Source organism: Pyxidicoccus sp. MSG2, from assembly GCF_026626705.1.
Classification (GTDB): domain Bacteria; phylum Myxococcota; class Myxococcia; order Myxococcales; family Myxococcaceae; genus Myxococcus.
Genome location: NZ_JAPNKC010000002.1, coordinates 111,798 through 136,825, shown reverse-complemented (window position 1 = coordinate 136,825; position 25,028 = coordinate 111,798). Strand labels below are relative to the sequence as shown.

Genomic DNA, 25,028 nt, shown 5'->3' with positions numbered 1-25,028 from the left:
CCCCGTTCCGGGTGAGGGCGGCGAGGACGCCGCTCCCCACCACCTGGAGGACACCATGTCGCAGCCCGCTTCCACCGAGCCCGTCATCGTCATCGGCACCACGGAGTACACCCTCGACGGTGCCAAGGCCGCCGCCGCAGAGCTCCGGGCCCGCGCCGCGCGCGCTACGCGCCTTGCCGCGAAGGCCTACGCCGCCGGCAACGATGCCCTCGGTGCGAAGGACCTCCAGCGAGCGGAAGACTACGACCTCGAGGCCGCCAGCTTCGAGCGGCAGGTGTCTCGCTTCCTCGCCGTGTAGCTCCAGCGGCACGCCCGGCCGCTTCACCGGCCGGGTGCGCGCCCGCGGTGCCGCCACGCGCGCCCGCGGCGGGCGCCCTTGCCCTCCACCTCCGTGCTGCCTATGACGTGCTCCAGCCTCGTCGCCGCGCGCAGTCGACTGCCGCTGTCCCGCCGCTTCAGCGAGCCACAGAAGGAGGCGCGGCGTGCACGAGTCTGACTCCGTCCGAAAGCTGAATGCCTTCCTCGAGCGGTATGCGGCCGCGTTGGAAGCCCATGCCGACCGCGAGCTGTCCGAGGCCGAGCTTGCGCTTGCCGAAGGTGACGCCGCCCGGGAGGCAGCTCACCGTGAGGCGGCCGTCGCCCTGCGGGCGAAGGCCGTCCGCGTGCGACAGCAGTCCATCCCCGACTTGCCCTTCATGCGCTAGGGCGCTCACAGCCACGGCACGGCCATCCGCTCCCGCGCGTCTGCCCTCCATGCACGGCGGTCCTCCTGTGGACGCGTCGGGGCAGCGGCCTGGCAGCGCCGCATGCCGAGCGCGTTCAGTCTCGCCAGGAAGAAGCCCCTGGCACGCCCTCCGCCCAAAGGCTCGGCATGCGGCAACGGCCCCTGTCCCGACGCTTGGGGCACACCTCGCCGCCCCCGTTCCGGGTGAGGGCGGCGAAGTCGCGGCCCCACCACAAAAGGACACACCGATGCTTCCCGGCGAGACTCTTCACAGCGGCGCCCCCACCTTTTGCGACGAGTGCCAGCAGACCTTCGAGCCGCAGGTGATGCAGAGCGCCGCGGGTTGGTACGTGGGAACGTCCTGCCGCTGCGGCCCGAACACCCGCGAGTCCGGCTACTGCCCCTCGCCCGAGGCGGCCGCCGAGCTCCTCCGCATCGGTACCTACTCCCGGACGGCTCCTGCGGCGCCCCCCGCGGACCTGGATGCGGACGCCGTCCTTACCCTCGTCATCTTCCGGTGCTGACACGCCTGGGGCGCTCCTCTCACACCGAGGAGCGCTCTTTGGCTGTTTCCTCCCTGCCTCCCCGGCACCGCATTCGCGCCCTTTCTTCTTCCGGTGCGCCGGCGTGGTCCTCCGTGCCGCTCCCAAACCTCCCGCTGCAGCGCTGGCCCGCACTCTCCTCAAGCTCGGACGTGTTCGCCACCGCCCGCAGACGTCTGCGCCCGCACGTCATCCTCACCCTCCCGCCTCACTGCCCTGACGTCCCCCGCAACCGTCCGTGCGACAGCAGGGGAGTGGCGCCGTCCCCTGGCGGTCGCCGCCGACTGACTGCACGGCCGGCGGCGGGTCTCGGATGCAGTGCCGTGTGTCCTCCTAAGGACGCGCCACGGCGGGGGCCTAACAGCGCCACGTGCCGAGCGCGTTCGGTCGCGCCAGGAAACAGCCCCTGGCACGCCCTCCGCCCAAAGGCTCGGCACATGGCAACGGCCCCCGCCGCGTCGCTTGGAGCACGACTCGCCACCCCCGTTCCGGGTGAGGGTGGCGAGGTCGCCGCTCCACCACGGAGGACACGACGATGCACTTCATTCCCGACGAGCCCACCCCGCAGGACGCGCAGCAGCTCGACGAGTCCACCGAGGAGATTCTCCCGGATCTGCCCGACGGCGTCGCCTCCCTCGACGCGCACAGGAAGGACGTGCTGCTCGACCCCCTGACGGAGCTGCTCTTCTCCGGGAGGCTGGGGCGCCTCGACGATGGGGGCGATGACGACGACTTCGGTCCGCCTCCCGAGGGCTGCTGACCGCGTCCTCACGCGGCGCCCTTCGGGGCGCCGCGCCACCGTACGTTCCGAACCTCGTACCGCTTTCGCTCCGCCCCGCGCTCCTGCGGTGCGCGTTGTCGCCCTCGCAGTCTTCCGCGATGCTCGGCACGCACGAGGCCGACACGGCTCGCGTGCGGCCCTGGGCCCTCGGGGGCCCGCAGGGCAGGGGCCGGCTCGCTTCGCGCCGGCGTCCTCCACGCTGGCGCTACGCGCTCGCGCGGAGCAGCAGCTCCTGCAGCCGCTCCGGCACCTGGCGGTGCCCACCGCGGCCTCGGCGCTCCGGCTCGCCGTGCGCGGCTCGCGTGCGGCCCTGGGCCCTTGGGGGCCCGCAGGGGAGGGGCCGGGGCGCTTCGCGCCGGCCGGTGCCTTCACGCTGGCGCTACGCGCTCGCGCGGAGCAGCAGCTCCTGCAGCCGCTCCGGCTCGCCGTGCGCGGCTCGCGTGCGGCCCTGGGCCCTCGGGGCCCGCAGGGCCGGGGGCCGGGGCGCTTCGCGCCGGCTCTGCTTCATCGACCTCCGCGACGCCTGACAACCTTTCTCCTCAGTGCTTCTTCTAACCCCTGCTCAACCTCCCCCCGCTCTGTGGATCCCCGAGCGCTCTGCCGCTGCTGCTGTCGAGTCGGCTCGGGGAAACCCCTCTCCTCCCTGCCAGCTTCCCGTGGGCAGCCCTCCGGGTGCCCCGTCAACGTAGGCCGCGCAGCGGCGGCGTCCACACCTGCCGGTCGGCAAGGAGTCCTCTCCCTGCGCCCTTGCCGCGCACCTCCGTCATCACGGAACCGCATGACATCGCCGAAAGACATACATACTTGGTTGTGTGTCTTTGTCATCTGTTGTATGTATGTGCAGTCGCTGCCGCATCTCTTGCGGAGCGACACGCACTCGGGACGGACCCGGGGCGCTGCCGCCGGTCCCAAGCCGGCACCGAGGTACAGCATGAACCGCATCATCAAGCACTCGCCCTCCGCAGGAGCGAGTGCCCGGACGTGCCCGGTCATCAAGGCCGATGACCCACGCGCCCTGGCGGCTCGACCGCTGAATCCCGCGAGCACTGAGTGCGAGCGGGTCTTCGCTCAGCTCCGTGCGGAGTTGGCGGCCGCCGGCCGCTAGACGTCTGCTGCGCCGCCTGCCCGTCAGGGTGGGCGGCGCACGTCCCGGACTGTCCGCGAGCGCCTGGCCCCAAGCCCCGTCATGCGTTCTCTGGGGTCCGCACCTGTTAGTGTGTATTCGGCACTAAATAGTGCTATGAAGTGTCCCCGTGCCTCCGACTCCTCCTGTCAGCGCCTACTACCAGGCCGAGCGCGTTCGCACCGTGCTGTTGCTAGCCAGGGCCGATATCGCCCTCGTCAAGCTGGCCGGGACGGACGGCGTTCTACCGGTGACTCCAATCTACGAAGAGTGGCGGCTTGAGCTGCTCTCTCGCCTTCGCCATCTTGGCGAGGAACTCATCCACGCTGCGGGCCTCGCGGGGATGAACGGAGAAGGCCACCTCCGGCCTGCCGTCCTCAGTCCGCTCGTGCGGAAGGTCGGAAGAGTCACGCGCGCCTTTGCCGGAATGGGCAGTTCCGCGGCTTACGCTCCGCTGGCGGAGCTCGCGTACGAAGCCATTGCAGACGTCTCCGTCGGCACCTTCCTCGCCTTCAACCGCTTGGGCGCAATCGGCACGCATGGCACCTTGGTCGCGGTGCTGACTGCTGCCGTGGAAGCCGCTCTTTCACTTCGGCACTTCCTGCGTGCCGAGACTCGCCGCGTTGCCTCTCGCGCGGCGGCGCAGTCTCGAACGTGCCTTTTCGCATGAGGCTCACATGCTGACCCTCCCGTCTGCCCGCCAGTTGTTGTCCACGCTCCTTCGTGCGTCGGCGCCCACGGCTGCGCCGGCCCCGAGTCCCTCGCTCGTGGAGCTCAGGCGTCAAGGCCTCGAGTTCGCAGAGTGGTTCCACTCTCCCACCGTGCAGCACGCGCTGCCGGCACTCAAGCGGCGCTATGATTACCTGCGCCACGTCGGGGCAGAACTCCCGCTCTGGCTGTTGTCGGAGGCACCCCCTGCCTATACCGACTGCGAGACGCTTTGGATGCCGACCGATGCGTCCGTCCGCGAGGCAGTCGACCGTAATCCGAGGATGAACCCCATCCGGGCCCAGCGCCTTGCCGTTGCGACGTTGATTGATGGCGTCGGCATTGTCTCTGAGTGGGACGAGAGCAGGGCAGTGCCCTTCGTCGACGCGCTGCTGCGCCACGCAGCCGTCATCAGCTACAACGGGCTGAGTTTCGACAACGTTGTCTTGGGCGCATACGGAGACGAGGCCCGTGAGCGTCGGTTGCACGCTCGCACGCTCGACCTTATGTACTGGCTGCAATGGAGGCTCAAGCAGGCCAAGGTTCGGAAGCTCGATGACCACGCCTGGGAGCTCCTCCGCAAGCGGAAGCTGCCTCTCACTTCGCTCGTGCACCCCGCCGAGTCGGTGCCCGCGGTCTTTCGGCGAGGTCGGCCCGAGGACGTTCTGGCTGTCCGCCTCTACTGCTGGCACGACACTGAATTGCTGCGAGACCTCTGGGAGGCCACCAAGGGCACGTCGATGGAGCTGCGGAGCTTCTACGCCTGGTGGCTCACATCCCAGAGAGAGCGACTGCAGCTCGAGCTGTCACGAGGGCCCATCCGGGCCTCAGAGGCGCACACCACGCCCTCGCTCCGCTCATTTGCCTGATGGATTGAAGGACGACCCCAATGCATCGACCCAACCGCACCATGCCGCTCCTCACCGCGCGAACAGTCCGCGTGCTCAAGGCCCTCATTCTTGGCGCCGAAGCGTACGAACGTGCGCAAAGCGCGGAGAAGGTTGCGCGGCAGAACTGGCGCCGCGCCGGCAACATGTTCGGAACGAAGTACCACCGCGCCTACGAGGCGGCACGCGACGGGATGCTCGATAGCAGGAAGGCCGCGGCGGCCCTCGCCTTGCCCGTCGCCTCGAGTCCGGAGTTGCGCTGCCTCCTCTCCCTCCCCCCTCAGCGGCCCTCGAAACTGCGCAGTCCGCCCGCTCGTCGCACCCCGAGGCCGTGACATGAGTGCCGAACGGAGCGACACGTCGGCAGTGCTCAGCACCATCCGCGCAGTCGAGGCTCGTGGATGGTACGTGGAGGGCTTTGAGCCGGAGCTCGGCCTCCGTGCTCAACGGCCCGGCTACGGCGTCGTCACCGCACTGACAGGTGGCGCGTTGCTCGACGGGATTGCTAAGCGGGAGGAGGACTTCTACGCCGCCGCCGAGGCCACCAGCGCCGCCGGTGCCTACTTCTACGGCAACGTCCCGGGGCGAGGGTGGACCGCACTCCGGCCAGACGGCGCGGAGTGCATCGTCTTCGAGTCCGTTCAGAACTTCGTCCGCTACATTTCCGGCCCGCCCACACCCCAACAGACGTCTGCACCCGCGTGGGCCGCCCTCTGTGCTGACTCGGCGGGCTCAAATAGAGAGGGGGGCACGCGATGATTCGTACTTTCCCCTCAACCGCTGCGCTTGCGTGTGTGCTCGTGGTTCTGGGGTCTTGCGTCGCCTGCTTGCTCGTGCGCGCTCGAAGACACCAGCGTCGCCGTGGGGTGCTGATGGGACTGGAGGTGCTGACCCGGTTGGGCCCCGAGGTGGGGCCGCTCGCGCGGGCGGTGTACGCGGCGACACTGTTGGGGGCAGCTCGAGGCTCAGAGATTGCGGACCGTGTTCGCCTGGCTCGCCCAGGCGACCTGGGAGACCTGCCGACCATCGCCGTCTATCCACTGTTGCGGCAGCTCACACGGCTCGGGTTGGTTCACAGTTGGGATGCCCTATCGCCCGACCACCGGGAGGCGCATAGGTACTACGCTGCGCCGACCTCGATTGGAGAGGCGCCCGTCACTTCGCGGCCCCCGCCAAGAAGCGCTCACCAATGATGAACTCCTACCATCAACTACGGGCCTACCACGCGTGGCTACTTGACCACCCGGGGTGCTGCTTTCTCTTTTCGACGGTGGGCGTGGCGTGCTTCCTCGGGCTGTTGTGGGTCCGCTACGTCCTGCGCTCCGGGGCTCGGACGCCCTCACGTATGAGTGGCGGCTGACATCTACCCCCGCAGGGGGATGGTGGCCTCTGGCGGGTTCTCCTAAGTACCTGCTTTGATGCTGAGGGATGGGAGGTGCAGCTGGTGAGTCCCACAACCTCGCAGGAGTGCGTACTGTGGGCCTGTAAGTCGTGCGACTTCGGCACTACTACCCCTCCGCTTGCCGCAGGGCACGAAAGCACGACGGGACACGCGTTGCGCTCGATGCCGCTGCCCGGGGGAGTACCGCTGCCGCCGGAGGTGGCTCTCGCTGCGCTGGCAGCCAGCCAGCCAGGCGGCCGCGGCGCAGAGCACCTGTCACGCGACCGACGCCGTCAGTCTTTGTGGCCGGACTCCTTTTCGTGCAGCGCGAGCGCGAAACCAGCGGGGGCGACAGTCCAGGTGGGGAGATTGACCTCGACTCGTGGCAGACGCTTTCTGGATTCTCCTGCAGGCTCTCGGCTCGAGGAAGTGTCCTCCCAACTCGAAGCACTCCTGATACGGGAGTAGGGCGGTCTTAAATGGGAATCACTCGCTTTGGCTTGCACGGGCACGAAGGCTTCGCGGTCGGATTCGTCACGCAGGACGGCTCACCGAAGGGTTCCAATTACGTTCGCGAGCTTTCGTACCCGATGGATGACAAGGAGCACTACGTAGAGATGCTGGCCGCCGGCTGCGACTGCGGGTGGCGCTCGCCGCGTTGGCGTCCCACGTCCACCACCAGATGGGCGCCGTTCATTGTCCACACCGCGAGCTCCGACGATGAGAAGGTCCGTGAGCTCTGGAACCAGCACGCGGACTCGTACGTCGCTGCTACGTCGCATGTTTCGAGGCATGATACCGGCAGGACCTCGAGCAACTAACTGAGGACGTGACGTCAAACGAGATAACGCCCGCAGAACTTCGCCGGCTCGCAGTGGCTCTGGCAGCGATTCGAGTTCGGCAGCTCGCCGAGTCAGGCGACGCTCACCTGTACCTCGAAGCCCCCCGCGTTCGCGGCCGCGGGGCTCGACGCCCGCCTTACCGGCATCGACCTGGATGCCTTGGACCAAGAGCTTGGGGAGATTGCGGACCGGCTTTCTGCAGAGGCGTCTGGACACCCGCCGGGGCCGACTGATGCCGCCACACCTGCCTGCAGGTGAATAGATACGTGAAAAGATGGACACGTGTGGCTGCCTGCACGACGCGCCCTCTCCCTCCGACGAATGGGTGGCCGATTAGAACTCTGTGGAAACAACGCCATCGGCTGGGCGTGGAGCAGGGACCTCGCCAGCAGGGACAACTTGGTGCTCGCCCTCGGAACCTCGGCACCTGTGCACCCAAGCTGCGGCTGACGTGAACGACGCAGGGCGCCAGCATGTGCCGACGCCCCTCGCTGCTCGTGCCAGTCAGGGGGAAACGGGAGGCTACAGCCGAGAGCCCATCCCCTCTGTGTCGCGTGTGTCGCGGCGCTTGCTACCTCGGTCTATGCGGCGAGTTCCGCCACGCGCACGGAGGTCGCGCCGGAAGTTGCCCTCACAGCGCGCCTTCCCCTCGCTCGCCCGTTCTGACGCGCAGGGCATCCTCCACCGGCAGGACGAGGACCTTCCCGTCCCCCGGGTTGCCGGTGTGGGCGTGCCGCTCAATGGCGGCGAGGACGGGCGCAACCACGGCGTCCGGCACGGCGAGCACGAGCATGACCTTCGGTGTGTAGTTGACCGAGCCGTGCGCGGGCTTCTCGAGGCCATTCTCGCCCCGTTGGTGCCCGAAGCCCCGCACGTCCATGGCTGTGATGCCGCCCACGCCGGGGATGACCTGGAGCGCATCGGTGACGGCGCTTAGCTTAAAGGGCTGGATGATGGCCTGAATCTCCTTCATGACACGCCTCCTTCCGCAACACGGGGATGTCCGTCGGCGCCCGAGGACTGCTCAGGGGGAACAGGGGCCACCACCGGACTGCCTCGGTCAAACCAAGTGTAGACGGTGGGCAACACCAGCAGCGTCAGCAACGTGGAGCTGAGGAGGCCGCCGATGACGACTGTCGCGAGCGGCTTCTGCACCTCCGCGCCCGCACCGCTGGCGAAGGCCATGGGGATGAAGCCCAGGCTTGCCACCAGCGCGGTGGTGAGGACGGGCCTGAGGCGCAGGTGCGCGGCGTCGTGCGCGGCCTGCGCCGGGGTGCGTCCCTCCTGGCGAAGCTGTCGCATGTAGCTCACCAGCACCAGGCCGTTGAGGACGGCCACGCCGAAGAGCGCGATGAAGCCCACGGCCGCGGAGATGGAGAGCGGCATGCCGCGAACCAGCAATGCAAGCAACCCGCCCGTCACGGCGAAGGGGATGTTGAGGTAGATGAGCGCCGCCGGCCGCACCGCACCGAAGCTGCTGTAGAGCAACACGAAGATGAGGAAGAGCGTCAGCGGCACCACAATCGCGAGCCGGCGGCCCGCGGACTGCAGATTCTCGAACTGACCGCCCCATTCGAGCCAGTAGCCGGGCGGCAACTTCACCTCGCGCGCGACGACAGCCTGCGCCTCGGCCGCGAAGCCCTGCAAGTCGCGCCCGCGGACGTTTCCCTCGATGGTGATGCGCCGCTGGATGTTCTCCCGGCTCACCTGGGCCGGACCCTCCTCCACCACCACCCTTGCGAGTTCGGACAGGGGAATGAGCTGCCCGGTGGCAGTCGCCACCTTCAGCGCCCCCAGCCCCTCCACCGTGGCGCGCGCGTCCGGCTTGAAGCGCACCTGCAGGGCGAAGCGCTTCTGGCCCTCCAGCACCGTGCCGACTTCGCGTCCCCCGATAGTCTCGATGGTGTCGAGCACCTGGCGGACGTTGATGCCGTAACGGGCAATGGCCTGGCGGTCCACCTGGATGCGTGCAACCGGCAGGCCCGCCACCTGCTCCGCCTTCACGTCCGCCGCGCCGGGCACCTTGGAGAGTGCACTCACCAGCCGGTCACCCGTCTTCTTCAGCACGTCCAGGTCCTCGCCATAGAGCTTCACGGCGAGGTCGGAGCGAACGCCGGAGATGAGCTCGCTGACGCGCAGCTCGATGGGCTGCGAGTAGCTGAAGACGCTCCCGGGCACTTCCTTGCGCAGTGCCTCGTCGAAGACGGAGATGAGGCCGTCGCGGTCCTTCGCGGTCGTCCATTCCTCGTGAGGCTTGAGCATCACGAGGATGTCGGAGATTTCGACGCCCATGGGGTCGGTGGCAATCTCCGCCCGGCCCGTTCGTGAAACCACCGTCTGCACCTCGGGGAAGCGCTTGAGCACGCGCTCGATGAGGGTGGTCTGCCGCACCGACTCCTCCAGCGACACCGAGGGCACGCGCCACGCTTGAAGCGCGAGCGCCCCTTCATCGAGGCGGGGGATGAACTCGGCGCCCAGGAGGGGCAGCGTCGCGAGGCTCACAGCGAGGACAGCTACTGCGATTGCCACCACTGCCTTGCGGCGCGAGAGGCACCAGGCCAGCGCGGGCTCGTACACCCTGCGGGCCCCGACGATGATGAAGCTCTCCTTCTCCTGCACCTTGCGCGGCAGCACGAGGGAGGCGAGCGCGGGCACCAGCGTGAGGGAGAGGACGAAGGCTCCCGCGAGCGCGCAGATGACCGTGATGGCCATGGGGCGGAACATCTTCCCCTCGATGCCGGTGAGGCTGAGGATGGGCAGGTAGACGACGGCGATGATGCCCACGCCAAAGGAGGCGGGCCGCACCATCTCGATGGCGCTGCGGTACGCCACCTCGTCCCGCTCTTCGCGGGTTAGCGCACGGCCGAGCTCGTGGTTTCTCTCGGCGATGTGTCGCACGGAGTTTTCGATGATGATGAGGGCGCCATCCACGATGAGCCCGAAGTCGATGGCGCCCAGGCTCATCAGATTCCCCGAGATGCCGAGCTCCCGCATGCCGATGAAGGCCGTTAGCATGCAGAGTGGGATGGCACTTGCCACGATGAGGCCGGCGCGCAGGTTGCGCAGCATCAGGAAGAGCACCACCACCACCAGGAGGCCGCCCTCGATGAGATTCTTGGCCACCGTGTGGATGGTTTTTCGCACCAAGTCCGTGCGGTCGTAGAAGGTGTCGATGGTTACGCCCTGCGGAAGCGTCGGACGGATTTCCTCGACGACGGCCTTCACGTCGTTGACCACCGCACGCGAATTCTGGCCGATGAGCATCATCACGATGCCGGTGACGGCTTCACCCTTCCCGTCGCGGGTGACGGCACCTTGGCGCACCTGGGGCGCGAACTTCACCTCGGCCACGTTGCGGATGTAGATGGGCGTGCCCTGAGACGAGGTGGAGACGACGATGCTGGCGATGTCGTCCAGAGTCTCGACGATGCCTTCTCCGCGGATGAGCACCTGCTCCTGCGCGCGTGTGATGTAGGCGCCTCCGGCGTTGGCGTTGTTCTCCTCCAGCGCGTGGAAGACCTGCTCCAGCGACAGGCCGTGAGCCGAGAGCTGCGCGGGGTCCAGCTGCACCTCGTAGGTCTTCAGCTCCCCGCCGAAGGCATTCACCTCGACGACGCCGGGTACACCGCGAAGCCGGGGGGAAATCTGCCACTCGAGAATGGAGCGCAGCTCCATCGGGCTCTTCCCCTCGCCCTTCACCTCGAACTGGTAGATTTCGCCCAGGCCGCTGGAGATGGGGCCCATCTCCGGCGTGCCGTAGCCTGGAGGAATGCTCTCCTTCGCCGTGGTGAGCCGCTCCTGCACCAGCTGGCGCGCGAAGTAGATGTTCACCTCGTCCTTGAAGACGACGGTGACGACGGAGAGGCCGAACTTGGAAACCGAGCGAATCTCCTCGGTGTCCGGCAGCCCGCTCATTGCCGTCTCCACGGGCACGGTGACGAACTTCTCCACCTCCACGGGCCCCAGGCCCGGCGAGGTGGTGAGCACCTGCACCTGCACGTTGGTGACGTCTGGGACTGCGTCGATGGGCAGGTTTCTCAGCGCGTTGAGTCCGAAGCCGATGAGGACGGCCGTCAGGACGAAGATGAGGAAGCGGTTCTTGATGGAGAAGTGGATGATTTTGTCGAACATGGTGGCCCGCCGCCCTCAGTCGTGCTCGCCCATGCTCTCCTTGGAGAGCTCGGACTTGAGAATGAACGCGCCCTGCGTGACGACCTCGGTGCCCGCCTCGATGCCGGAGAGCACCTCCACCTCCCGGGCGGAGCTCGCGCCGGCCCGCACCTTCACGGGCTTGAACTGGTTCTCCTTCACCGGGACGAAGACGAACTGCTCCTCGCCCACCTTCTGCACGGCCTCGCGCGGGATGACGAGGCGCGTGGGCTCGGGAGTCCCGGCATCGGATGCTGTCCCCTCCGTGGTGAGGACTTCCGCCTGGGCGAACATGCCCGCCTTGAGGGCTCCGTCGGCGTTGGGGACGGCCACCCGCACCGGCACCGAGCGCGTCTTCTCATCGACGACATCGCCGATGTATTCGACGCGGCCCTCGAAGCGCCTGTCGCCGAGAGCTGAGACGGTGAGGGCCACCGGCTGGCCGACCCGTACGCTGCGCAGCTGGGACTCGAAGACGTCCAGCACCACCCAGAGCTCCCGCAGGTCCGCGACGGTGTAGAGGGGCGTGGACGCGTCCACGCTGGCCCCCACGGTGCCGCCAATCTGCACGACTGTGCCGTCCAGTGGGCTGCGAGCCGGGAATCGCGAGCTGTAGTGCTCGTCGGCCTTGAGCGCGCGAATCTCCGCGTCATTGAGCCCGAGCGCATGCAGTCGCCCCTCCGCCGCATTCATGTCCGCCTGCGCCGTGGAGAATTCCGCCTCCGCCTGGCGCGCTTCCCTCTCCGAGGAGATGCCTTTTCCCAGCAACTCCTTCTCCCGGCGGAAGTTCTCCTCGGCCACGCGTGACTTCGTTGCCGCCGAGAGGTAGTCGGCGCGCGCCTGGCCCAGCTCCGGACTCTCCAGGTACCCGAGCACGTCGCCCTTCTTCACCTTCTGCCCCAGGTTGACTTCAATGCTGGCAATCCGTCCGGGGACGCGCGCCGCCACCTGGGCGACGCCCTTCTGGGTGAACGAGATGCGCGCGGCGGCGGTAAGCCCCCTGGAAAGCGGCTTGAGCTGCGCGTGGGCCCGCTGCAGCTGGGCATTCTTCAGCGCCTCGGGTGGGAGGGTGATGATTTCCTCGTGCCCCTCCCCATGGCCTTCGCCCTCCCCAGGGGCAGCGTCACCCTCCGCTGCCTTTGTTTCGCCCGCGCCTGCCTTGGGTTCGGCGCCTCCGGGCGGCGTTTCCTCCTTGCGTGAGCAGCCGAGCAGCAGGGAGGAGAGCGTCAAGCACAGCAGCATGTAACGAGTCATGGAAGGCTCCCGACTGCCCGCTTCAGTTGTGCGTCCGCGGTGGCCAACTCCCGCAGCGCGTCGATGTAGCCCCGCCGTGCGTCCAGGGACTCCCGCCGGATGACCAGCAGCTCCAAGAAGTCCACCTTGCCGGCGCGGTACGCTTCGTTGACCAGCTCCAGGTTCTCCTGGAGCGCGGCGAGGACGTCCTCGCTGTAGACGGCTGCGGCGGCGCTCGCGCCCTGGTAGCGCTCCAGCGCGAGCGTCACCTCGGAGCGCACCAGCTGCTCGACGGCCCGAAGCGTGCCCTCCGCCTGCGTCAGGCGCGCGGCGCTCACGCCCCGGGCCGCCGGGTTGCGATTGAAAACGGGCAGCTCGAGAGAAAGGGTGCCCTGGATGATGTTGGCATCCTCCTCGCGGCTGTAGCTCGCCCCGAGGCGGGGGCTGGGCAGGGCCTCGCGCGCGGCGAGCTTGCCTTCCGCCCGGGCGGCGTCGACCTCCGCCCGCGCCGCCTTCACCTCTGCTCTGTGCGCGAGCGCCCTCTCGAGGAGCGTTTCCAAGGGCGGCGCCTGTGCGGACGGCGGAGCCATGACTCCGCCCTCTAGCGCCAACGCTTCGGAGGACTCCAGGCCCAACAACAGGCGCAGTTGTGCGTAGGCCACCGAGCGCCGCTGGAGGGCCAGCGCGCTCTCTCGGGCAGCGCGGCCCTGCTCCACGCGTGCGGTGTTGGCCTCGATGCGAGAAGCGGCGCCCGCTGCTTGGCGCTCCTGGGCGGCCCGGAACGCCTGGTCAGCCAGGGTACGCCCCTCCTCGGCCAGCCGGACTTCCTGTTCCGCCGCTACGGCCTGGGCGAAAGCCTCGCGTGCCTCGGCCGCAAGGTCGACCTTCAGCGCCTCCAGGCGTGCCTCGCTGCTGCTCAGCTCCGCTCTCGCGGCGTCCTTGCGGGCGCCACGCTGGCCGAAGACTTCGAGCCGCTGGCTTACCCCCAGCCCGACGTCCACGCTGGTGTTTCCCGGCCGCTGCCGGGGCCCGACGGCGGCCGACACCTCCGGGTTCTGCTGGAAGAGGAGAGAGGCCCCCTCCAGACGCGCCCGCGCGGCGGCGGCTTCCGCACGCGCTGGAAGAAGGCGCGGGCTGTGCTCCAGCGCGAGTGCCACCGCGCCTTCGGATGTCAGTTTGCGTTGGGCCAGGGCGGGCTCAGGCAGGAGCCACACCAGGCAGGAAAGGGATAGCAGTCGAAGGGGACGAATCCGGCTTGGAAACATAGAGGCATGCGTCATGGAAGCAGCCCCGGCTGGACCGGGTGCGGCTTCCGCGAAGAACAGCGGGAACGGGCCAGGGCCGCCCTCCAGCCGGACGTCGTGCCCGGTGGGAGGAGTGGCCGCTTCAGTGGAGGGAAGACGCCTGCGCGCGCGGCGAACCCGGCTTCGTCGTGCTCTCCGGACGCCCCCGCGTACGAACCGAGAAGCCCATGGACAGGCAACTTCCTGGTGTGCGCCAGTTGAGTGCCAGAGATGTCGGGTACGCCTGAACCAACTTCACGGCGTCATGCAGCCCACGGGTGGGTCGCCCGCCCAAGCAGGCAGTCCCACCGGGAACGCACGGCGTGTATGCGCGCGGCCTAGACTGCTATCGGCGGACGCAGCAGCCGCCGGTAGGTACCCACGGCAACTCGCTGCTCAGGCCCGAAAATGGGCCCGTTGGCGACGGGCGGCGAGGGTGCGACTTCCGCCACGCTGGTAGGAAGCACCGGCTGGCTGGCGCAGCAGCGACAGTGGTGTGCCACCGGGCCGCAGCCGTGCTCCTGGTTCCCCACGTCCAGGTCCTTCTCCCCTGGCTCAAAGTGAGCCAGATGACCTGACGTCGCGTAGTGCACGGCCAGCTCGACTCCCTCCCCGAGGGAAGGCACGAGGCCATGGACCAGCACGATGACGAGGAGAAGTCGGAGCACCAGGGGTTTCCTTAGCGCACACACCGTGAGGCTGCAACCCAGGGGCGCCCATTGTCAGGACGTTTCCATGACAGGAACGACAGTCCCCTTCCAGCCAACCAGGGCCGCGCCATCTGGGTCGGTGGGTGTTGGAAAGCGCATGCCGCAGCGAGACGAAAGCCCTCCCTCATCTGGCCGGGTGTGGCTCTTCGCTCCAACGTGAAGAAGCACTCGGAGCGCTGGCCGTTCATCTTCCAGCTCACGAGCATGTCGCGCACGTGTCCTCGCCCTTCCAGGCTTCCCAGCCTTCCTTCGCGATGAAGAGCGTCATTCCCAGCGCGGCAATGGGGTCCGCCCACCACCAGCCCCATGCGGCGTTGAGGCCGATGCCCACCAGGGTGATGAGCGACAACCACCAGCAGGCGGATGTCTGGAAGGCGTCCGCCTCCATGGCTCTGCTGCCGAGCGCCGCCGCGGTGCGCTTCTTCGCGCGGGCAAGCCACATCATCACCGCCAAGGAGACGCTGGTCAGCACCAGGCCGACGATGCTCGGCTGCGCACGCTCACCCGTGAGCAGCGCCGTGCTTGCGTCCCAGGTGACGTACGCGGCGAGCAGGATGAGCGTCAGTCCGATGAGTTGGTGCGCGCGCCTGTCGAGCTTCTGCAACTCCGCTGGCGTGCGGCGGGTGTTCCGCTCCGCGGACAGCCGCCACAGCATGACACCCGCCGACGTGCTCTCCACGAAGCTGTCCACGCCGAAACCAAGCAACGCCACGCTGCCGGCGGCGAGGGCGGCCGCCACCGCGCTAGCGCCCTCGACGAGGTTCCAACTGACGGTGAGGAGTGTCAGGGCCGTGGCCCGCCTGAGGAGCGGCACGCGGTCACCGGACAGGACGAAAGCTTCAGACATGGCGTCCCTCTCCTGCATGCGCCGGGCGGGGCTCCCTCTGGGGAGCGAGCTGACAGCAGCCGGAGAGCGCCCCTGCTTCCACCTGGAGTGTGACGTGCTCGATGCCAAACTCGTCGTGGAGCTGCCGCTTCAGCCGGTCAAGGAACGCGTCATCCGGCTGCATTCCGCGGACGACGAGATGGGCCGTCAGCGCCGCCTCCGTCGTGCTCATGGCCCAGACGTGCAAGTCATGCACCTCGGAGACACCGGGCGCCTGGCCGAGTTTCTCCCGCACCGAAGCCATGTCGATGTTCTCCGGCACGGCATGCAGCGCGAGGTTGACCGAGTCCTTGAGCAGGCCCCACGTCCCCACGAAGATGAGGACCGCGATTGCAAGCGTCACCACGGGGTCCAGCCATTCCCACCCGGTGAAATGGATGAGGGCACCGGCCAGGACGACGCCGAGTGAGACGCCCGCGTCCGCGGCCATGTGGAGGAAGGCCCCCCGGATGTTGAGGTCCTTCTTTCGGTCCTTCCAGAAGAGCAGGGCCGTGACGGTGTTGATGAGGATGCCCACGCTGGCCACGGCCATGATGGTGACACTGGAGACAGGGGCGGGCTGTCCCAGCCGCCGCACCGCCTCCCAGCCGATGCCGCCCACCGCGACGAGCAGCAGGAGGGCATTGAGAAAAGCGGCCAGGATGGACGAGCTGCGCAGGCCATAGGTGTGCCGCTCCGTCGGCTTCCGCCGGGCCAGGATGCTCGCTCCCCAGGCGAGCACCAGCCCGAGGACGTCGCTCAGGTTGTGCCCGGCATCCGCCAACAGTGCCAGCGAGCCGGAAACAACCCCAAAGGTGGCCTCGATGGCCACGAAGGCCAGGTTGAGCGAAACGCCCAGCGCGAATGCCCGGCCCGGTGACGGCGCTGAGTGATTGTGGGTACCTGACATACGCGTCGGTGCCTCCAGAGCGAAGATGGTCGCGACGGGGCGGGCCTTTTCCGGCGCTTGAAGAGAAGCGGCCCACCGTCTGAAACGGCTGACGCGCCGACACATTCGAGGTTACAGCGTGGTCTATTCGAGCTGCCGCGCGACCACTGAAGCCGCAGCTCTCATGCGGACAGGGGGCCGTACGCCTGCCTCAGAGGCAGGCCGAGAACCTGTCGGGCAGTGTCCAGGCGCTCCTTGCTCTCTCAAGGTTCGCGGCGTACCTGGACCGCGTGAGCTCCAGCTCATGGGCCATCTGACCTTCAGCTACGGCGTCTTTTACCCCGGGCCGTAGGAGAGGAGCGGGCCTGCAGCGCGAGGGCCGCCAGCCACCCCAGCGGAGCGCCCAGCGTGAATCCCATGAAGAGGCTGGCCGCCGCGAACATGATGTCCGCGTGGGGCTCACCCCAACCGGCTGTGAAGAGGCCCATTCCGAGGGCGGTGCCAGCCCACAGCGCATACCGCCGCAACCGGAGGCGGGCCTGAAGCACCGCTGCGGCGAGCAGGCTGAGGCCTGCGGCGCATGCGAGAAGAGGGAAGGGCCAGTTGCTTCGGTAGAGCTCCACGCGCAACGGTCCTTCGAGGTCTCCTTCAAGGCGCTCCACCCTCAGTTCCCTGCTGCCCTGTGGGAGGACGCCACGCTGGTGGAAGCCCAGCCGCTCTCTAAAGACATGGGTGCGCACGCGCCGCGTCCGCACGTGCGCACGCGTCCGCTCCAGCGTTCCAACTGCCACCTCCTCCATTCCCGCGATGGAGAACAGGACCCCCCGCGCTCCCTCCTTGGCGAGACTCCCTCTCACCACGAGGAGGACGCCCCCTTCTGCGGCGGGAGGGACGGCGATGTGCTGTCCCTTCCCGGTGACTTCGCCGCCGGCGAGCGGCGCTCCAGGCACCAACGTTGCGACAGCTGGCAGGACAGCGAGGATGAGCACGAGGAGCACCAGGAGGCTTGCGGTGACGCGCGCCCGACGTGCTGTCGTGCCTCGCCAGGCCTCGTGCAGCATGGCGCCGCAAACAGCGAGCGCAGAGAGTGCGATGAGGGCGGCCGCGGCGCGGCCATCTGCGGGGAGTTCCATCATGGACATGGGCACGGGTTGGCCCGGCACCGCGTGGGGTGCGAGGCACTTTCCTCAGGTGGGCTCACAGGGACAGTCCACGCAGCCTCGACGGCAACAGGAAGGGCCGCATGATTGCTCCAGCCGGCGGCCCAACGCCTGGCGTGCCCGATGGAGGCGGACCTTGGCATTGGCATGGGTGATGCCTGCCGCTTCGGCGAGTGCGGCGAGGCTCTGCCCCTCCAGGTCCACCTTGCGCAGGGCCTCCGCGTACTCCGGCTTCAAGGTGGTGGAGAGGGCGGACACGCAGGCGCAGACAGTCCTTTCCAACTCGACGGCGTCCTCGGTGGACAGGGCGCTCTCCCCGGCCAGCCCGCGAAGTGCGCGCTCCTCGCGCTCCTCGTGCCGGTGGCGGTCGATGAGTGCGTTGCGCAGCACCCGATAGAACCAGGCCACCGCGCTCTCCTCCTGGCGCAAGGTGCTCCCGCTCTCCATTCCCTTGAGGAGCGCGGCCTGAAGCACCTCTTCCGCCGCCTCGGCACCTCCGACACGGGGCACCAGGAACGCCAGAAAGCGTTGCCGGTTGTGGATGAGGGCTTCCAGGACTTCCGGGCGCATGGAGACTCCTTGTACCCCAGGTGTCCGCACAGAGACTGCGGGCCTACTTCCTGTCCCGGCGAAACGGCCAGGCCAGCTGTCCGACGTAGTCCTGCGGCAGCGTGGGTTCATCATCCATCCCCACATCGAGCGGGGCCTCCCCCTTCTTCGGGAGGGCAGTCCCGAACAGGTAGTCCCACAGGGACAGGATGGCACCGTAGTTGCCCTGGACGTCGGCCCACCGACGTTGATGGTGCCAGCGGTGGAGCTCTGCCACGGCGAAGACGTATCGAAGCACGCCAGCCCGGTAGGCGAAGTTTCCATGCTGGAACATCAGGTGCAGGGTGACGGTGGCCAAGGCGCATGCCACCACGCTGGGCGGGGCGCCGAGCAGCCCCAGTGCCAGCAGGCCGGGAGCTCCCTCCAGCAGCTCGTGGACGAGGTGCCGACGCTGACCATTGAGCCAGTAGACACGCCGGGAGCTGTGGTGGATGGCATGCAGACGCCACATCCACCCCACCCGGTGACTGGTGCGGTGGATGACGTACAGGCCCAAATCAAGGACGGCGGTGCCCAGCAGGGCCTGGAGCCAGAATGGCCAGAGGTGCGGCCACAGGCCGCTGCTCCCGTGCAGCAACGTGAGGACGGGGCCGTAGACGAGCACCGAACCCTGGTTGACCAGGATGTTGCCAGTGAAGTGCAGCACGTCCGTCACGGTATCCCCGGAGTCCCTCTGCCACGCCCTCGCGTGCGGTAACCAGAGTTCCAGCGCCACGACGACGAGCGCGGCGGCCACGAGCACCGGCGGTCCTACGCGCCAGTACGGAATGCCGCGAGCCACCGCGGCGACGAGCACCGCCACGCCCCCGAAGAAGACGAGGGGGTAGGGCAGGTACAGCAGGAAGAGGGGGGGGCGCCGGGCCGCATCCGGCGTCTGTGCAAGCGAAGTGTCCATGGAAGAAGGGTGCCTCCGCGGGGCCTGCTCTCGCTTGAACGAACTAGCTATCTCGACGCTCCGAGCGGTTCGGGGACCACCCACTCCGCCCAGCCCATGACTTCGGTGGGCCGGATGCCGAACATTCTCCGGAAGACGCGCGTGAGGTGGGCTCCGTCGGCGAAGCCCGCCCGATGGGCGGCCTCGGTCAGCGTCAGCCCCTCGCGCAGGGCGGCAGCCGCGCGCTGCAGGCGGAGCCAGAGCACGTAGGGGCGCAAGGGGATGCCGAGTTGCGAGGCGAACAGGTGTGACAGCCGGCTGGGGGAGATGCCCGCGTGTGAAGCCACTGCTCCCAGGCGCACGTCCCGCTCCAGGGAGTCGTTGAGGTAGCGGACCGCACGCAGGACGGCCGGGTGCAGCACCTGTGGGCGCTGCGAGGGCCCCACGAGCGTGGACAGCAGCGCGGTGGCTACCCGGCGGGCTTCTTCCCACGTCCTGGGAAGCGAGTCTGGAGCGGCGGCGAGCAGGGGCTGCCCCGCCACCACCCACTGCGCGGCGTCGCGGGCACTTCCCCCCTTCCTGCGGAGGAGTCGTCCCGCCAGGCCGTCGGGGTCTATGTAGAGCAGGACGACGGCGGGCACGGGGGTCACGAAGGCATGCGATGCATCCGGAGGGATGACGGCCACGTGGGTCCGCACCTGAACGCCGTCCGCCCCCTGAATCTCCGCGGTGTCCTTCAATGCCACCAGCAGCTGGAAGGCGTGATGGGCATGCAACGCGGTGCTGCCGGCCGGACCCGCGTAGACGAGTTGGCCGCTCTCCAGGAACATACGTCCCTGCCAGCCTTCCGGTGGCATGTTGCCGCGCTTCATCGAGGTGCCGGGCGGGCTGTCCATTCCGGTTGCTGGCATGTCGGGCCCTCAGGCTCGCAGCATGCGCAGCCCGCTGCCGATGACGATGAATTCGCTGACCTCGTGAGCGAGGACCGCGATGGGCAGCGTGAAAGTCCCAGCGAGTGCCCCCACCACCAGCACACTGATGACGAGCGCGGAGAGGACCAGGTTCTGGCGCACCACGGCGTGGTTGCGCCGGGCGAGCGTCAGGGCATACGCGAGTCGCTCCAGGTTATCGGCCATGAGGGCCACGTCCGCCGTCTCCAGGGCGACGTCCGTACCCGCTGCACCCATGGCCACGCCGACCGTGGCTTCCGCGAGTGCGGGTGCGTCGTTGACGCCATCACCCACCATCGCCACGTGTCCGTGCGTGCGCGTGAGCTCACGCACCCTGGCCGCCTTGTCCTCGGGCTTCAGACCCGCGTGCACCTCGTCAATGCCCACCTCGCGTGCCAGGGCCTGGGCGGTGCGCTCGTTGTCTCCGGTGAGCATCACCACCTTCTTCACGCCCGCTGCGTGGAGGGCTGCAATGGCGGCGCGGGCATTGGGGCGGAGGCTGTCGCGGATGGCCAGCAGCCCCCAGGGTGTCCTCTCATCGCCCACCACCACCACCGTCTTGCCCTCGGCCTGGAGGCACGCCACCTCCTCCCGGAGCGCGTCGAGACGAAGGCCCAGCTTCTCCTCGAAGAGCGCGGGGCTGCCGACGTACAAGGGGACGCCCTGGTAGCTCCCGGTGGCTCCGGCGCCGGTGAGCGACCGGAAGCCCTGCACTTCTCCCACGCGCACGCCTTCCTGTTCCGCACGCCGGACGATGGCCAGGGCCAACGGGTGCTGACTGTGGCGCTCCACTCCCGCTGCCGCTGACAGCAGCCGCGCCTCCGAGTTACCCGCCTCCGTGGCCCAGGTGGGAAACAGGCGGACGTCGGTGACGTCGGGCTGTCCGCGCGTGAGCGTTCCGGTCTTGTCCAGGGCCACCACGTCCACCGTGGCGAGTAGCTCGACGAAGGTGCCCCCCTTGATGAGCACGCCCTTCCTGGCAGCCGTGCCGAGAGTGGCCACCAGGGTGATGGGAATCGAAATGACGAGGGCACAGGGAGCCGCCGCCACGACGAAGACAATGGCGCGCGCCAGCCACGTCGCCCATGCGCCTCCAAAGAGGAGGGGTGGAACCACCGCGAAGAGGACACCGGCCAGCAGGACGAGGGGGCTGTAGCGCCGGCCGAAGCGCTCGATGAAGCGCTGGCTCTGGCCCTTCTTCTCCTGCGCCTCCTCCACCATGTGGATGATGCGGGAGATGGTGTTGTTGGCGTAGGTGGTCGTGGCCTTCACCTCCAGCGAGCCCTCGCCATTGATGCTGCCGGCGAAGACCGTGGCGCCCTCGTCCTTGTCCACCGGAATGCTCTCGCCCGTGACGGGGGCCTGGTTGACGCTGGAGGCGCCTGCCAGCACCACGCCGTCCGTCGCCACCGCCTCGCCTGGGCGCACGAGGAAGGTGTCGCCCACCCGCAGCTCTTCCACGGGCACTTCCACGTCCCTGCCGTCCCGGCGCACCAGGGCCACCTTGGGGGCGAGGTCCATGAGCGCTTCGATGGCACTGCGCGTCTTCTCCTCGGTGTAGCCCTCCATGGCCTCGGAGATGGAGTAGAGGAAGGCCAGCATGGCGCCCTCCATGGGCTCGCCCAGGAGGGTGGCGACCACGGCGGCCACCAGCATGAGCAGCTCGATGCCCACCTGGTGCTCGTGGAGGAGTTCCTCCAGTGCTTCCCGGCCGAAGTACCAGGCACCCGAAGCGAGCGAGGCGAGGAAGATGCCCCAGGTCACCGCCGGCGGCGCCCCGGCGCGTGCTCCCAACCATCCGGCCAGCAGCAGCACGCCCGAGGCCAGCGAGGTGAGCACCTTGGGATTCTTCCAGGGGCGGACCGGGCCCGTCTTCCCGCGCTGACGTCTGGCTGGGAAACCCAGGCCCTCCAACCGCTCCTGCACGGCGTCCGCGGAAGTCCTTCCCTCCTCCAGGGTGAGGACTACCTTGGCGGCCTTGGCGTAGACGGTGACGTCCACCACGCCGGGCGTGCCGGCAAGGCCCCGCTTCAGCTTCGCCGCGTCGTTCTCGCAATCGAGGTTCTCGACGTACAGCTCCAACTGCTTGCCGCTCATCTGCGCACCTCCTGCTTGGCTTCTGGTGGCACGTGTCGGGTTTGGTCATCTGGACAGCGCAGCGCCCGCCCTACACGGCGGCGTGCTTTGCCTCATCCCCCTCCACGTCGGACGCGTCATTGCCGGGCATGGTGTGAAGGCCCCCGGGCTGCACCGCGCCCCTGCCCGCTCCGAATACGGCGTACAGGACGGGCAGGACGACAAGTGTCAGGACGGTGGAGGAGACGATGCCGCCGATGACGACAGTCGCGAGCGGCCGTTGGACTTCCGCTCCCACGCCCGTGTTGAGGGCCATAGGAAGAAATCCGATAGCGGCCACCGAGGACGTCATCAACACGGGCCGAAGGCGCGAGAGGGCTGCCTCGCGAATGGCATCCGAGAGCGCCATGCCCCGGTTGAGCAGCTGGCGCACCCGGGAGACCAGCACCATGTCCCCGAGCACCGAGACGCCCGATAGGGCGATGAAGCCCACGGCGGCCGAGATGGAGAAGGGCAGCCCCCGCAAGAAGAGCGCGAGCACGCCCCCCACCAGCGCGAAGGGGACGCCCGCGAAGATGCGCAAGGCGTCCAACACCCGCCGGTAGGTGAGGTAGAGCAGGCAGAAGATGAGCGCGAGGGCGATGGGGACCACGATGAGCAGCCTGCCTTGCGCCCTCTCGAGGTTCTCGAACTGCCCGCCGTAGCGCATGTAGTAGCCCGGAGGCAGCTCCACCTTCTCGTCGAGGGTGCGGCGCACCTCGTCGACGAAGCCACCCAGGTCTCGGCCTCTCACGTTGGCCTGCACGACGATGCGACGCTTGCCCCATTCTCGCTGGATGGTGGTGGGGCCAGAAACCTCCCGCATGGTGGCAAGGCGCCCGAAGGGGACTCGCTCCCCGCCAGGGGCGGCGACGAGCACGGTGGCGAGCTTCGCGGGCGAATTCCGGTACGCCTCGTGAAGGCGCACGGCGAGGTCGAAGCGGCGCTCCCCCTCGCGGACCTCTCCCGCCTTGCGCGTGCCCAATGCCTCCACCACGTCCAGAACATCCCGCGCGGGAATGCCGTGCCGGGCAATCGCCGCCCGGTCCACCGTCATCTCCAGCACGGGCTGCCCTGTCACCTGCTCCACGGTGACGTCGGCCGCGCCGGAAATCGCTCGCACGACGCCTTCGATTTCACGCGCCTTCGCCTTGAGCACGTCCAGGTCATCCCCGAAGAGCTTGATGCCGACGTCGCTGCGGACACCCGCCACCATCTCGTTGACGCGCATCTCGATGGGCTGGAGGAAGGCCATGCGCATGCCGGGCATGTCCGCCAGCTCCGCCTTCATCTCATTGGCGAGCTCCTCCTGCGTGGAAGCGCGCGTCCACTCCTCGCGGGGTTTCAGGGTGATGAAGACGTCCGCCAGCTCGATGCCCATCGTTTCCGTGGCGACTTCGGGAGAGCCGGTGCGCGTCCACACTCGCCGCACCTCGTCCGGAAATCTCTTGAGAATCACCTTCTCAATCTGGCTGCCGTACCGCACGGATTCCCCAAGGGACACTTCCGCCAGGCGCACCGTGTTGATGACGATGGTCCCCTCCGACAGCCGGGGGACGAACTCGCTACCCAGCCGGGTGGCCGCAAGTCCCGCGCCCAATACCAGCAACACGGCGGCGGTCAGGACGAGCCGGGTGTGGCCGAGCGCCCACTCCAGGACGGGCTGATAGCGCCGCTTGAGGAAGCGGACGAGGCGCGGCTCCGCATGGCCTTTACCCCCGCCCTTCCTCAGGGCAAAGGAGGCCAGCACGGGCATCAGCGTCATGGAGAGTAGCGCGCTGCCCAGCAGGGCGAAGATGACGGTGAGCGCCATGGGGCGGAACATCTTCCCCTCCACGCCTTCCAGGGCGAGGATGGGCAGGTACACCACCATGATGATGAGCTCGCCGAAGAGGGTCGGCTTGCGCACCTCGACCGCAGCGTCACGCACCACCTCGAGGATGCTGCGGCCACCCCTCTCCTCCTCGAGCCTCCGCTCGGCGTTCTCCACCAGGATGACGGAAGAGTCGACGACGAGGCCGAAGTCGATGGCCCCCAGGGACATCAGGGTGCCGGCGATGCCAAAGCGCAGCATCGCGTTGAAGGCGAACAGCATGGAGAGGGGGATAGCCGCCGCCACGATGAGCCCTGCTCGCACGTTGCCGAGGAACAGGAAGAGCACGGCAATGACGAGAAGCGCGCCCTCGAAGAGGCTTTTTTCCACGGTGTGAAGGACCAGGTCGACCAGTTCGGTGCGCGCATAGACGGGCTCCACCACCACGTCCTTCGGCAGGGTCCTGGAGACCTCCTCCAGGCGCTTGGCCAGCGCCGCCGTCACGGTGTGGGAGTTCTCGCCAATGAGCATGAAGCCAAGGCCGAGGAGTACCTCCCCCTCCCCGTCGGCGGTGGTGGCACCCCGGCGGATTTCACGCCCCACTTCCACGCGGGCCACGTCGCGCACACGCACGGGCACGCCCTTCCGGGCCGCGATGACGACGTCCTCTATCTGCTTGCCATTCTCGAGCACGCCGACTCCGAGCACGAGGCTGGCCGCCCCCCCCTGCTCCATGACGCCGCCGCCCACGTTGGCATTGTTCGCCTCCAGCGCCCGGTACAGGTCCCCAAGGCTCAGGTCGAACTGCTGGAGCCGCTGGGGGTCGACGATGACGTGCCACTGCCGCTCGGCCCCACCCCACGTGTTGATCTCCGCCACCCCGGGGACACTCTGGAGCTGCGGGGCGATGACCCAGTCATGCAGTGCGCCGAGCTCTTCGAGGCTCTTCGACTTGCTCTTCACCAGGTAGTGGAAGACCTCACCCAGACCCGTCGCGACCGGCCCCAGGGTGGGCCGATCCACTCCGGCCGGCACCTCGACGTCACCCAGCCGCTCGTTGATGACCTGGCGCGCGAACCAGATGTCCGTGCCGTCCTTGAACTGAAGTGTCACCTGGGACAGGCCGAACTTTGAAACGGAGCGCACCTCCGCGAGCCCGGGCAGCCCCCCCAGGGCCTTTTCGACGGGAATGGTGAGCTGGCGCTCGACCTCCACGGGCGTGAGCGCTGGCGCCACCGCATTGACCTGCACCTGTGGAGGCGTGGAGTCCGGGAAGGCGTCGATGGGGAGGCCTTGGAAGGCCAGGGCGCCCGAGATGATGAGGGCGAGGGTACCGGCCAGGACGGCCCAGCGGTGCTTGAGGGACCAGTCAATGGTTTGTGTCAGCATG

The 25,028-nt window shown here is 68.2% G+C and carries 22 protein-coding genes; 8 read left to right on the top strand and 14 right to left on the bottom strand.

Features of this window, described 5'->3' with window-relative positions:
• Positions 1-55 precede the first annotated feature (55 nt).
• The 4 genes from OV427_RS50485 (at position 56) to OV427_RS50470 (ending at position 2,026) form a co-directional block, all read left to right on the top strand.
• Positions 56-298, top strand: a complete 243-nt coding sequence (locus OV427_RS50485) for a hypothetical protein (RefSeq protein WP_267863723.1) — start codon at positions 56-58, stop codon at positions 296-298.
• Between the two features lie 184 nt (positions 299-482).
• On the top strand, positions 483-704 hold the full coding sequence (locus OV427_RS50480; RefSeq protein WP_267863722.1) for a hypothetical protein: 222 nt from the start codon (positions 483-485) through the stop codon (positions 702-704).
• Positions 705-972: 268 nt separating this feature from the next.
• Positions 973-1,248 (top strand): hypothetical protein, encoded by a 276-nt coding sequence (locus OV427_RS50475; RefSeq protein ID WP_267863721.1) that lies wholly within the window; start codon positions 973-975, stop codon positions 1,246-1,248.
• Between the two features lie 553 nt (positions 1,249-1,801).
• Complete coding sequence (locus OV427_RS50470) at positions 1,802-2,026, top strand: hypothetical protein (RefSeq protein WP_267863720.1); 225 nt, start codon at positions 1,802-1,804, stop codon at positions 2,024-2,026.
• Positions 2,027-2,426: 400 nt separating this feature from the next.
• On the opposite strand, the gene OV427_RS50465 is transcribed toward OV427_RS50470, so the two are convergent.
• Positions 2,427-2,555, bottom strand: coding sequence for a hypothetical protein (locus OV427_RS50465; RefSeq protein WP_267863719.1), 129 nt, complete (start codon positions 2,553-2,555; stop codon positions 2,427-2,429).
• Positions 2,556-3,300: 745 nt separating this feature from the next.
• On the opposite strand from OV427_RS50465, the gene OV427_RS50460 reads away from it, so the two are divergent.
• The 4 genes from OV427_RS50460 to OV427_RS50445 are packed head-to-tail and all read left to right on the top strand — an operon-like array spanning position 3,301 to position 5,524.
• Positions 3,301-3,840, top strand: a complete 540-nt coding sequence (locus OV427_RS50460; protein WP_267863718.1) for a hypothetical protein — start codon at positions 3,301-3,303, stop codon at positions 3,838-3,840.
• A 7-nt stretch (positions 3,841-3,847) separates the two neighbouring features.
• A complete protein-coding gene (locus OV427_RS50455) occupies positions 3,848-4,747 on the top strand; it encodes a hypothetical protein (protein WP_267863717.1) in 900 nt (299 codons plus the stop codon).
• Positions 4,748-4,767: 20 nt separating this feature from the next.
• Entirely contained in the window at positions 4,768-5,100 is a 333-nt protein-coding gene (locus tag OV427_RS50450) for a hypothetical protein (protein ID WP_267863716.1), read from the top strand.
• Between the two features lies 1 nt (position 5,101).
• Positions 5,102-5,524: a hypothetical protein gene (locus OV427_RS50445; protein ID WP_267863715.1), complete on the top strand. Its 423-nt coding sequence runs from the start codon at positions 5,102-5,104 to the stop codon at positions 5,522-5,524.
• 2,095 nt (positions 5,525-7,619) lie between these two features.
• Here OV427_RS50445 and OV427_RS50440 read toward each other — a convergent pair.
• From OV427_RS50440 to OV427_RS50380, 13 genes are all read right to left on the bottom strand, one after another.
• Entirely contained in the window at positions 7,620-7,961 is a 342-nt protein-coding gene (locus tag OV427_RS50440) for a P-II family nitrogen regulator (protein WP_267863714.1), read from the bottom strand.
• The gene (locus OV427_RS50435) at positions 7,958-11,119 is read right to left on the bottom strand and encodes an efflux RND transporter permease subunit (protein WP_267863713.1); all 3,162 of its coding nucleotides are present in this window, start codon (positions 11,117-11,119) and stop codon (positions 7,958-7,960) included. The genes OV427_RS50440 and OV427_RS50435 overlap by 4 nt, the downstream gene beginning before the upstream one ends.
• Positions 11,120-11,134: 15 nt before the next feature.
• Entirely contained in the window at positions 11,135-12,391 is a 1,257-nt protein-coding gene (locus tag OV427_RS50430) for an efflux RND transporter periplasmic adaptor subunit (protein ID WP_267863712.1), read from the bottom strand.
• Entirely contained in the window at positions 12,388-13,527 is a 1,140-nt protein-coding gene (locus OV427_RS50425; protein WP_267863711.1) for a TolC family protein, read from the bottom strand. Before OV427_RS50425 ends, OV427_RS50430 begins: the two co-directional genes overlap by 4 nt.
• Before the next feature lie 464 nt (positions 13,528-13,991).
• Positions 13,992-14,321, bottom strand: coding sequence for a hypothetical protein (locus OV427_RS50420; protein WP_267863710.1), 330 nt, complete (start codon positions 14,319-14,321; stop codon positions 13,992-13,994).
• 238 nt (positions 14,322-14,559) lie between these two features.
• Positions 14,560-15,210: a cation transporter gene (locus tag OV427_RS50415; protein ID WP_267863709.1), complete on the bottom strand. Its 651-nt coding sequence runs from the start codon at positions 15,208-15,210 to the stop codon at positions 14,560-14,562.
• Positions 15,203-16,138 carry a cation diffusion facilitator family transporter gene (locus tag OV427_RS50410; protein ID WP_267863708.1) on the bottom strand — a complete coding sequence of 312 codons (936 nt, stop codon included), beginning with the start codon at positions 16,136-16,138 and terminating at the stop codon, positions 15,203-15,205. The genes OV427_RS50415 and OV427_RS50410 overlap by 8 nt, the downstream gene beginning before the upstream one ends.
• Positions 16,139-16,437: 299 nt before the next feature.
• The gene (locus tag OV427_RS50405) at positions 16,438-17,115 is read right to left on the bottom strand and encodes a hypothetical protein (protein ID WP_267863707.1); all 678 of its coding nucleotides are present in this window, start codon (positions 17,113-17,115) and stop codon (positions 16,438-16,440) included.
• A gap of 189 nt (positions 17,116-17,304) precedes the next feature.
• Positions 17,305-17,847: an RNA polymerase sigma factor gene (locus OV427_RS50400; RefSeq protein WP_267863706.1), complete on the bottom strand. Its 543-nt coding sequence runs from the start codon at positions 17,845-17,847 to the stop codon at positions 17,305-17,307.
• A 43-nt stretch (positions 17,848-17,890) separates the two neighbouring features.
• Entirely contained in the window at positions 17,891-18,781 is an 891-nt protein-coding gene (locus OV427_RS50395) for a sterol desaturase family protein (RefSeq protein ID WP_267863705.1), read from the bottom strand.
• A gap of 47 nt (positions 18,782-18,828) precedes the next feature.
• Positions 18,829-19,671 carry a helix-turn-helix transcriptional regulator gene (locus OV427_RS50390; protein ID WP_267863704.1) on the bottom strand — a complete coding sequence of 281 codons (843 nt, stop codon included), beginning with the start codon at positions 19,669-19,671 and terminating at the stop codon, positions 18,829-18,831.
• A 9-nt stretch (positions 19,672-19,680) separates the two neighbouring features.
• A complete protein-coding gene (locus tag OV427_RS50385) occupies positions 19,681-21,807 on the bottom strand; it encodes a heavy metal translocating P-type ATPase (protein WP_267863703.1) in 2,127 nt (708 codons plus the stop codon).
• Between the two features lie 70 nt (positions 21,808-21,877).
• A complete protein-coding gene (locus OV427_RS50380; protein WP_267863702.1) occupies positions 21,878-25,027 on the bottom strand; it encodes an efflux RND transporter permease subunit in 3,150 nt (1,049 codons plus the stop codon).
• Between the last annotated feature and the right edge of the window lies 1 nt (position 25,028).

Bases quoted from the DNA above. Each gene is read 5' to 3' on its own strand.
- OV427_RS50380 (WP_267863702.1), bottom strand. From the start codon at position 25,027: ATGCTGACACAAACCATTGACTGGTCCCTCAAGCACCGCTGGGCCGTC.
- OV427_RS50485 (WP_267863723.1), top strand. From the start codon at position 56: ATGTCGCAGCCCGCTTCCACCGAGCCCGTCATCGTCATCGGCACCACG.
- OV427_RS50450 (WP_267863716.1), top strand. From the start codon at position 4,768: ATGCATCGACCCAACCGCACCATGCCGCTCCTCACCGCGCGAACAGTC.
- OV427_RS50410 (WP_267863708.1), bottom strand. From the start codon at position 16,138: ATGTCAGGTACCCACAATCACTCAGCGCCGTCACCGGGCCGGGCATTC.
- OV427_RS50395 (WP_267863705.1), bottom strand. From the start codon at position 18,781: ATGGACACTTCGCTTGCACAGACGCCGGATGCGGCCCGGCGCCCCCCC.
- OV427_RS50455 (WP_267863717.1), top strand. From the start codon at position 3,848: ATGCTGACCCTCCCGTCTGCCCGCCAGTTGTTGTCCACGCTCCTTCGT.
- OV427_RS50440 (WP_267863714.1), bottom strand. From the start codon at position 7,961: ATGAAGGAGATTCAGGCCATCATCCAGCCCTTTAAGCTAAGCGCCGTC.
- OV427_RS50385 (WP_267863703.1), bottom strand. From the start codon at position 21,807: ATGAGCGGCAAGCAGTTGGAGCTGTACGTCGAGAACCTCGATTGCGAG.
- OV427_RS50475 (WP_267863721.1), top strand. From the start codon at position 973: ATGCTTCCCGGCGAGACTCTTCACAGCGGCGCCCCCACCTTTTGCGAC.
- OV427_RS50390 (WP_267863704.1), bottom strand. From the start codon at position 19,671: ATGCCAGCAACCGGAATGGACAGCCCGCCCGGCACCTCGATGAAGCGC.
- OV427_RS50470 (WP_267863720.1), top strand. From the start codon at position 1,802: ATGCACTTCATTCCCGACGAGCCCACCCCGCAGGACGCGCAGCAGCTC.
- OV427_RS50465 (WP_267863719.1), bottom strand. From the start codon at position 2,555: ATGAAGCAGAGCCGGCGCGAAGCGCCCCGGCCCCCGGCCCTGCGGGCC.
- OV427_RS50415 (WP_267863709.1), bottom strand. From the start codon at position 15,210: ATGTCTGAAGCTTTCGTCCTGTCCGGTGACCGCGTGCCGCTCCTCAGG.
- OV427_RS50430 (WP_267863712.1), bottom strand. From the start codon at position 12,391: ATGACTCGTTACATGCTGCTGTGCTTGACGCTCTCCTCCCTGCTGCTC.
- OV427_RS50400 (WP_267863706.1), bottom strand. From the start codon at position 17,847: ATGCGCCCGGAAGTCCTGGAAGCCCTCATCCACAACCGGCAACGCTTT.
- OV427_RS50435 (WP_267863713.1), bottom strand. From the start codon at position 11,119: ATGTTCGACAAAATCATCCACTTCTCCATCAAGAACCGCTTCCTCATC.
- OV427_RS50445 (WP_267863715.1), top strand. From the start codon at position 5,102: ATGAGTGCCGAACGGAGCGACACGTCGGCAGTGCTCAGCACCATCCGC.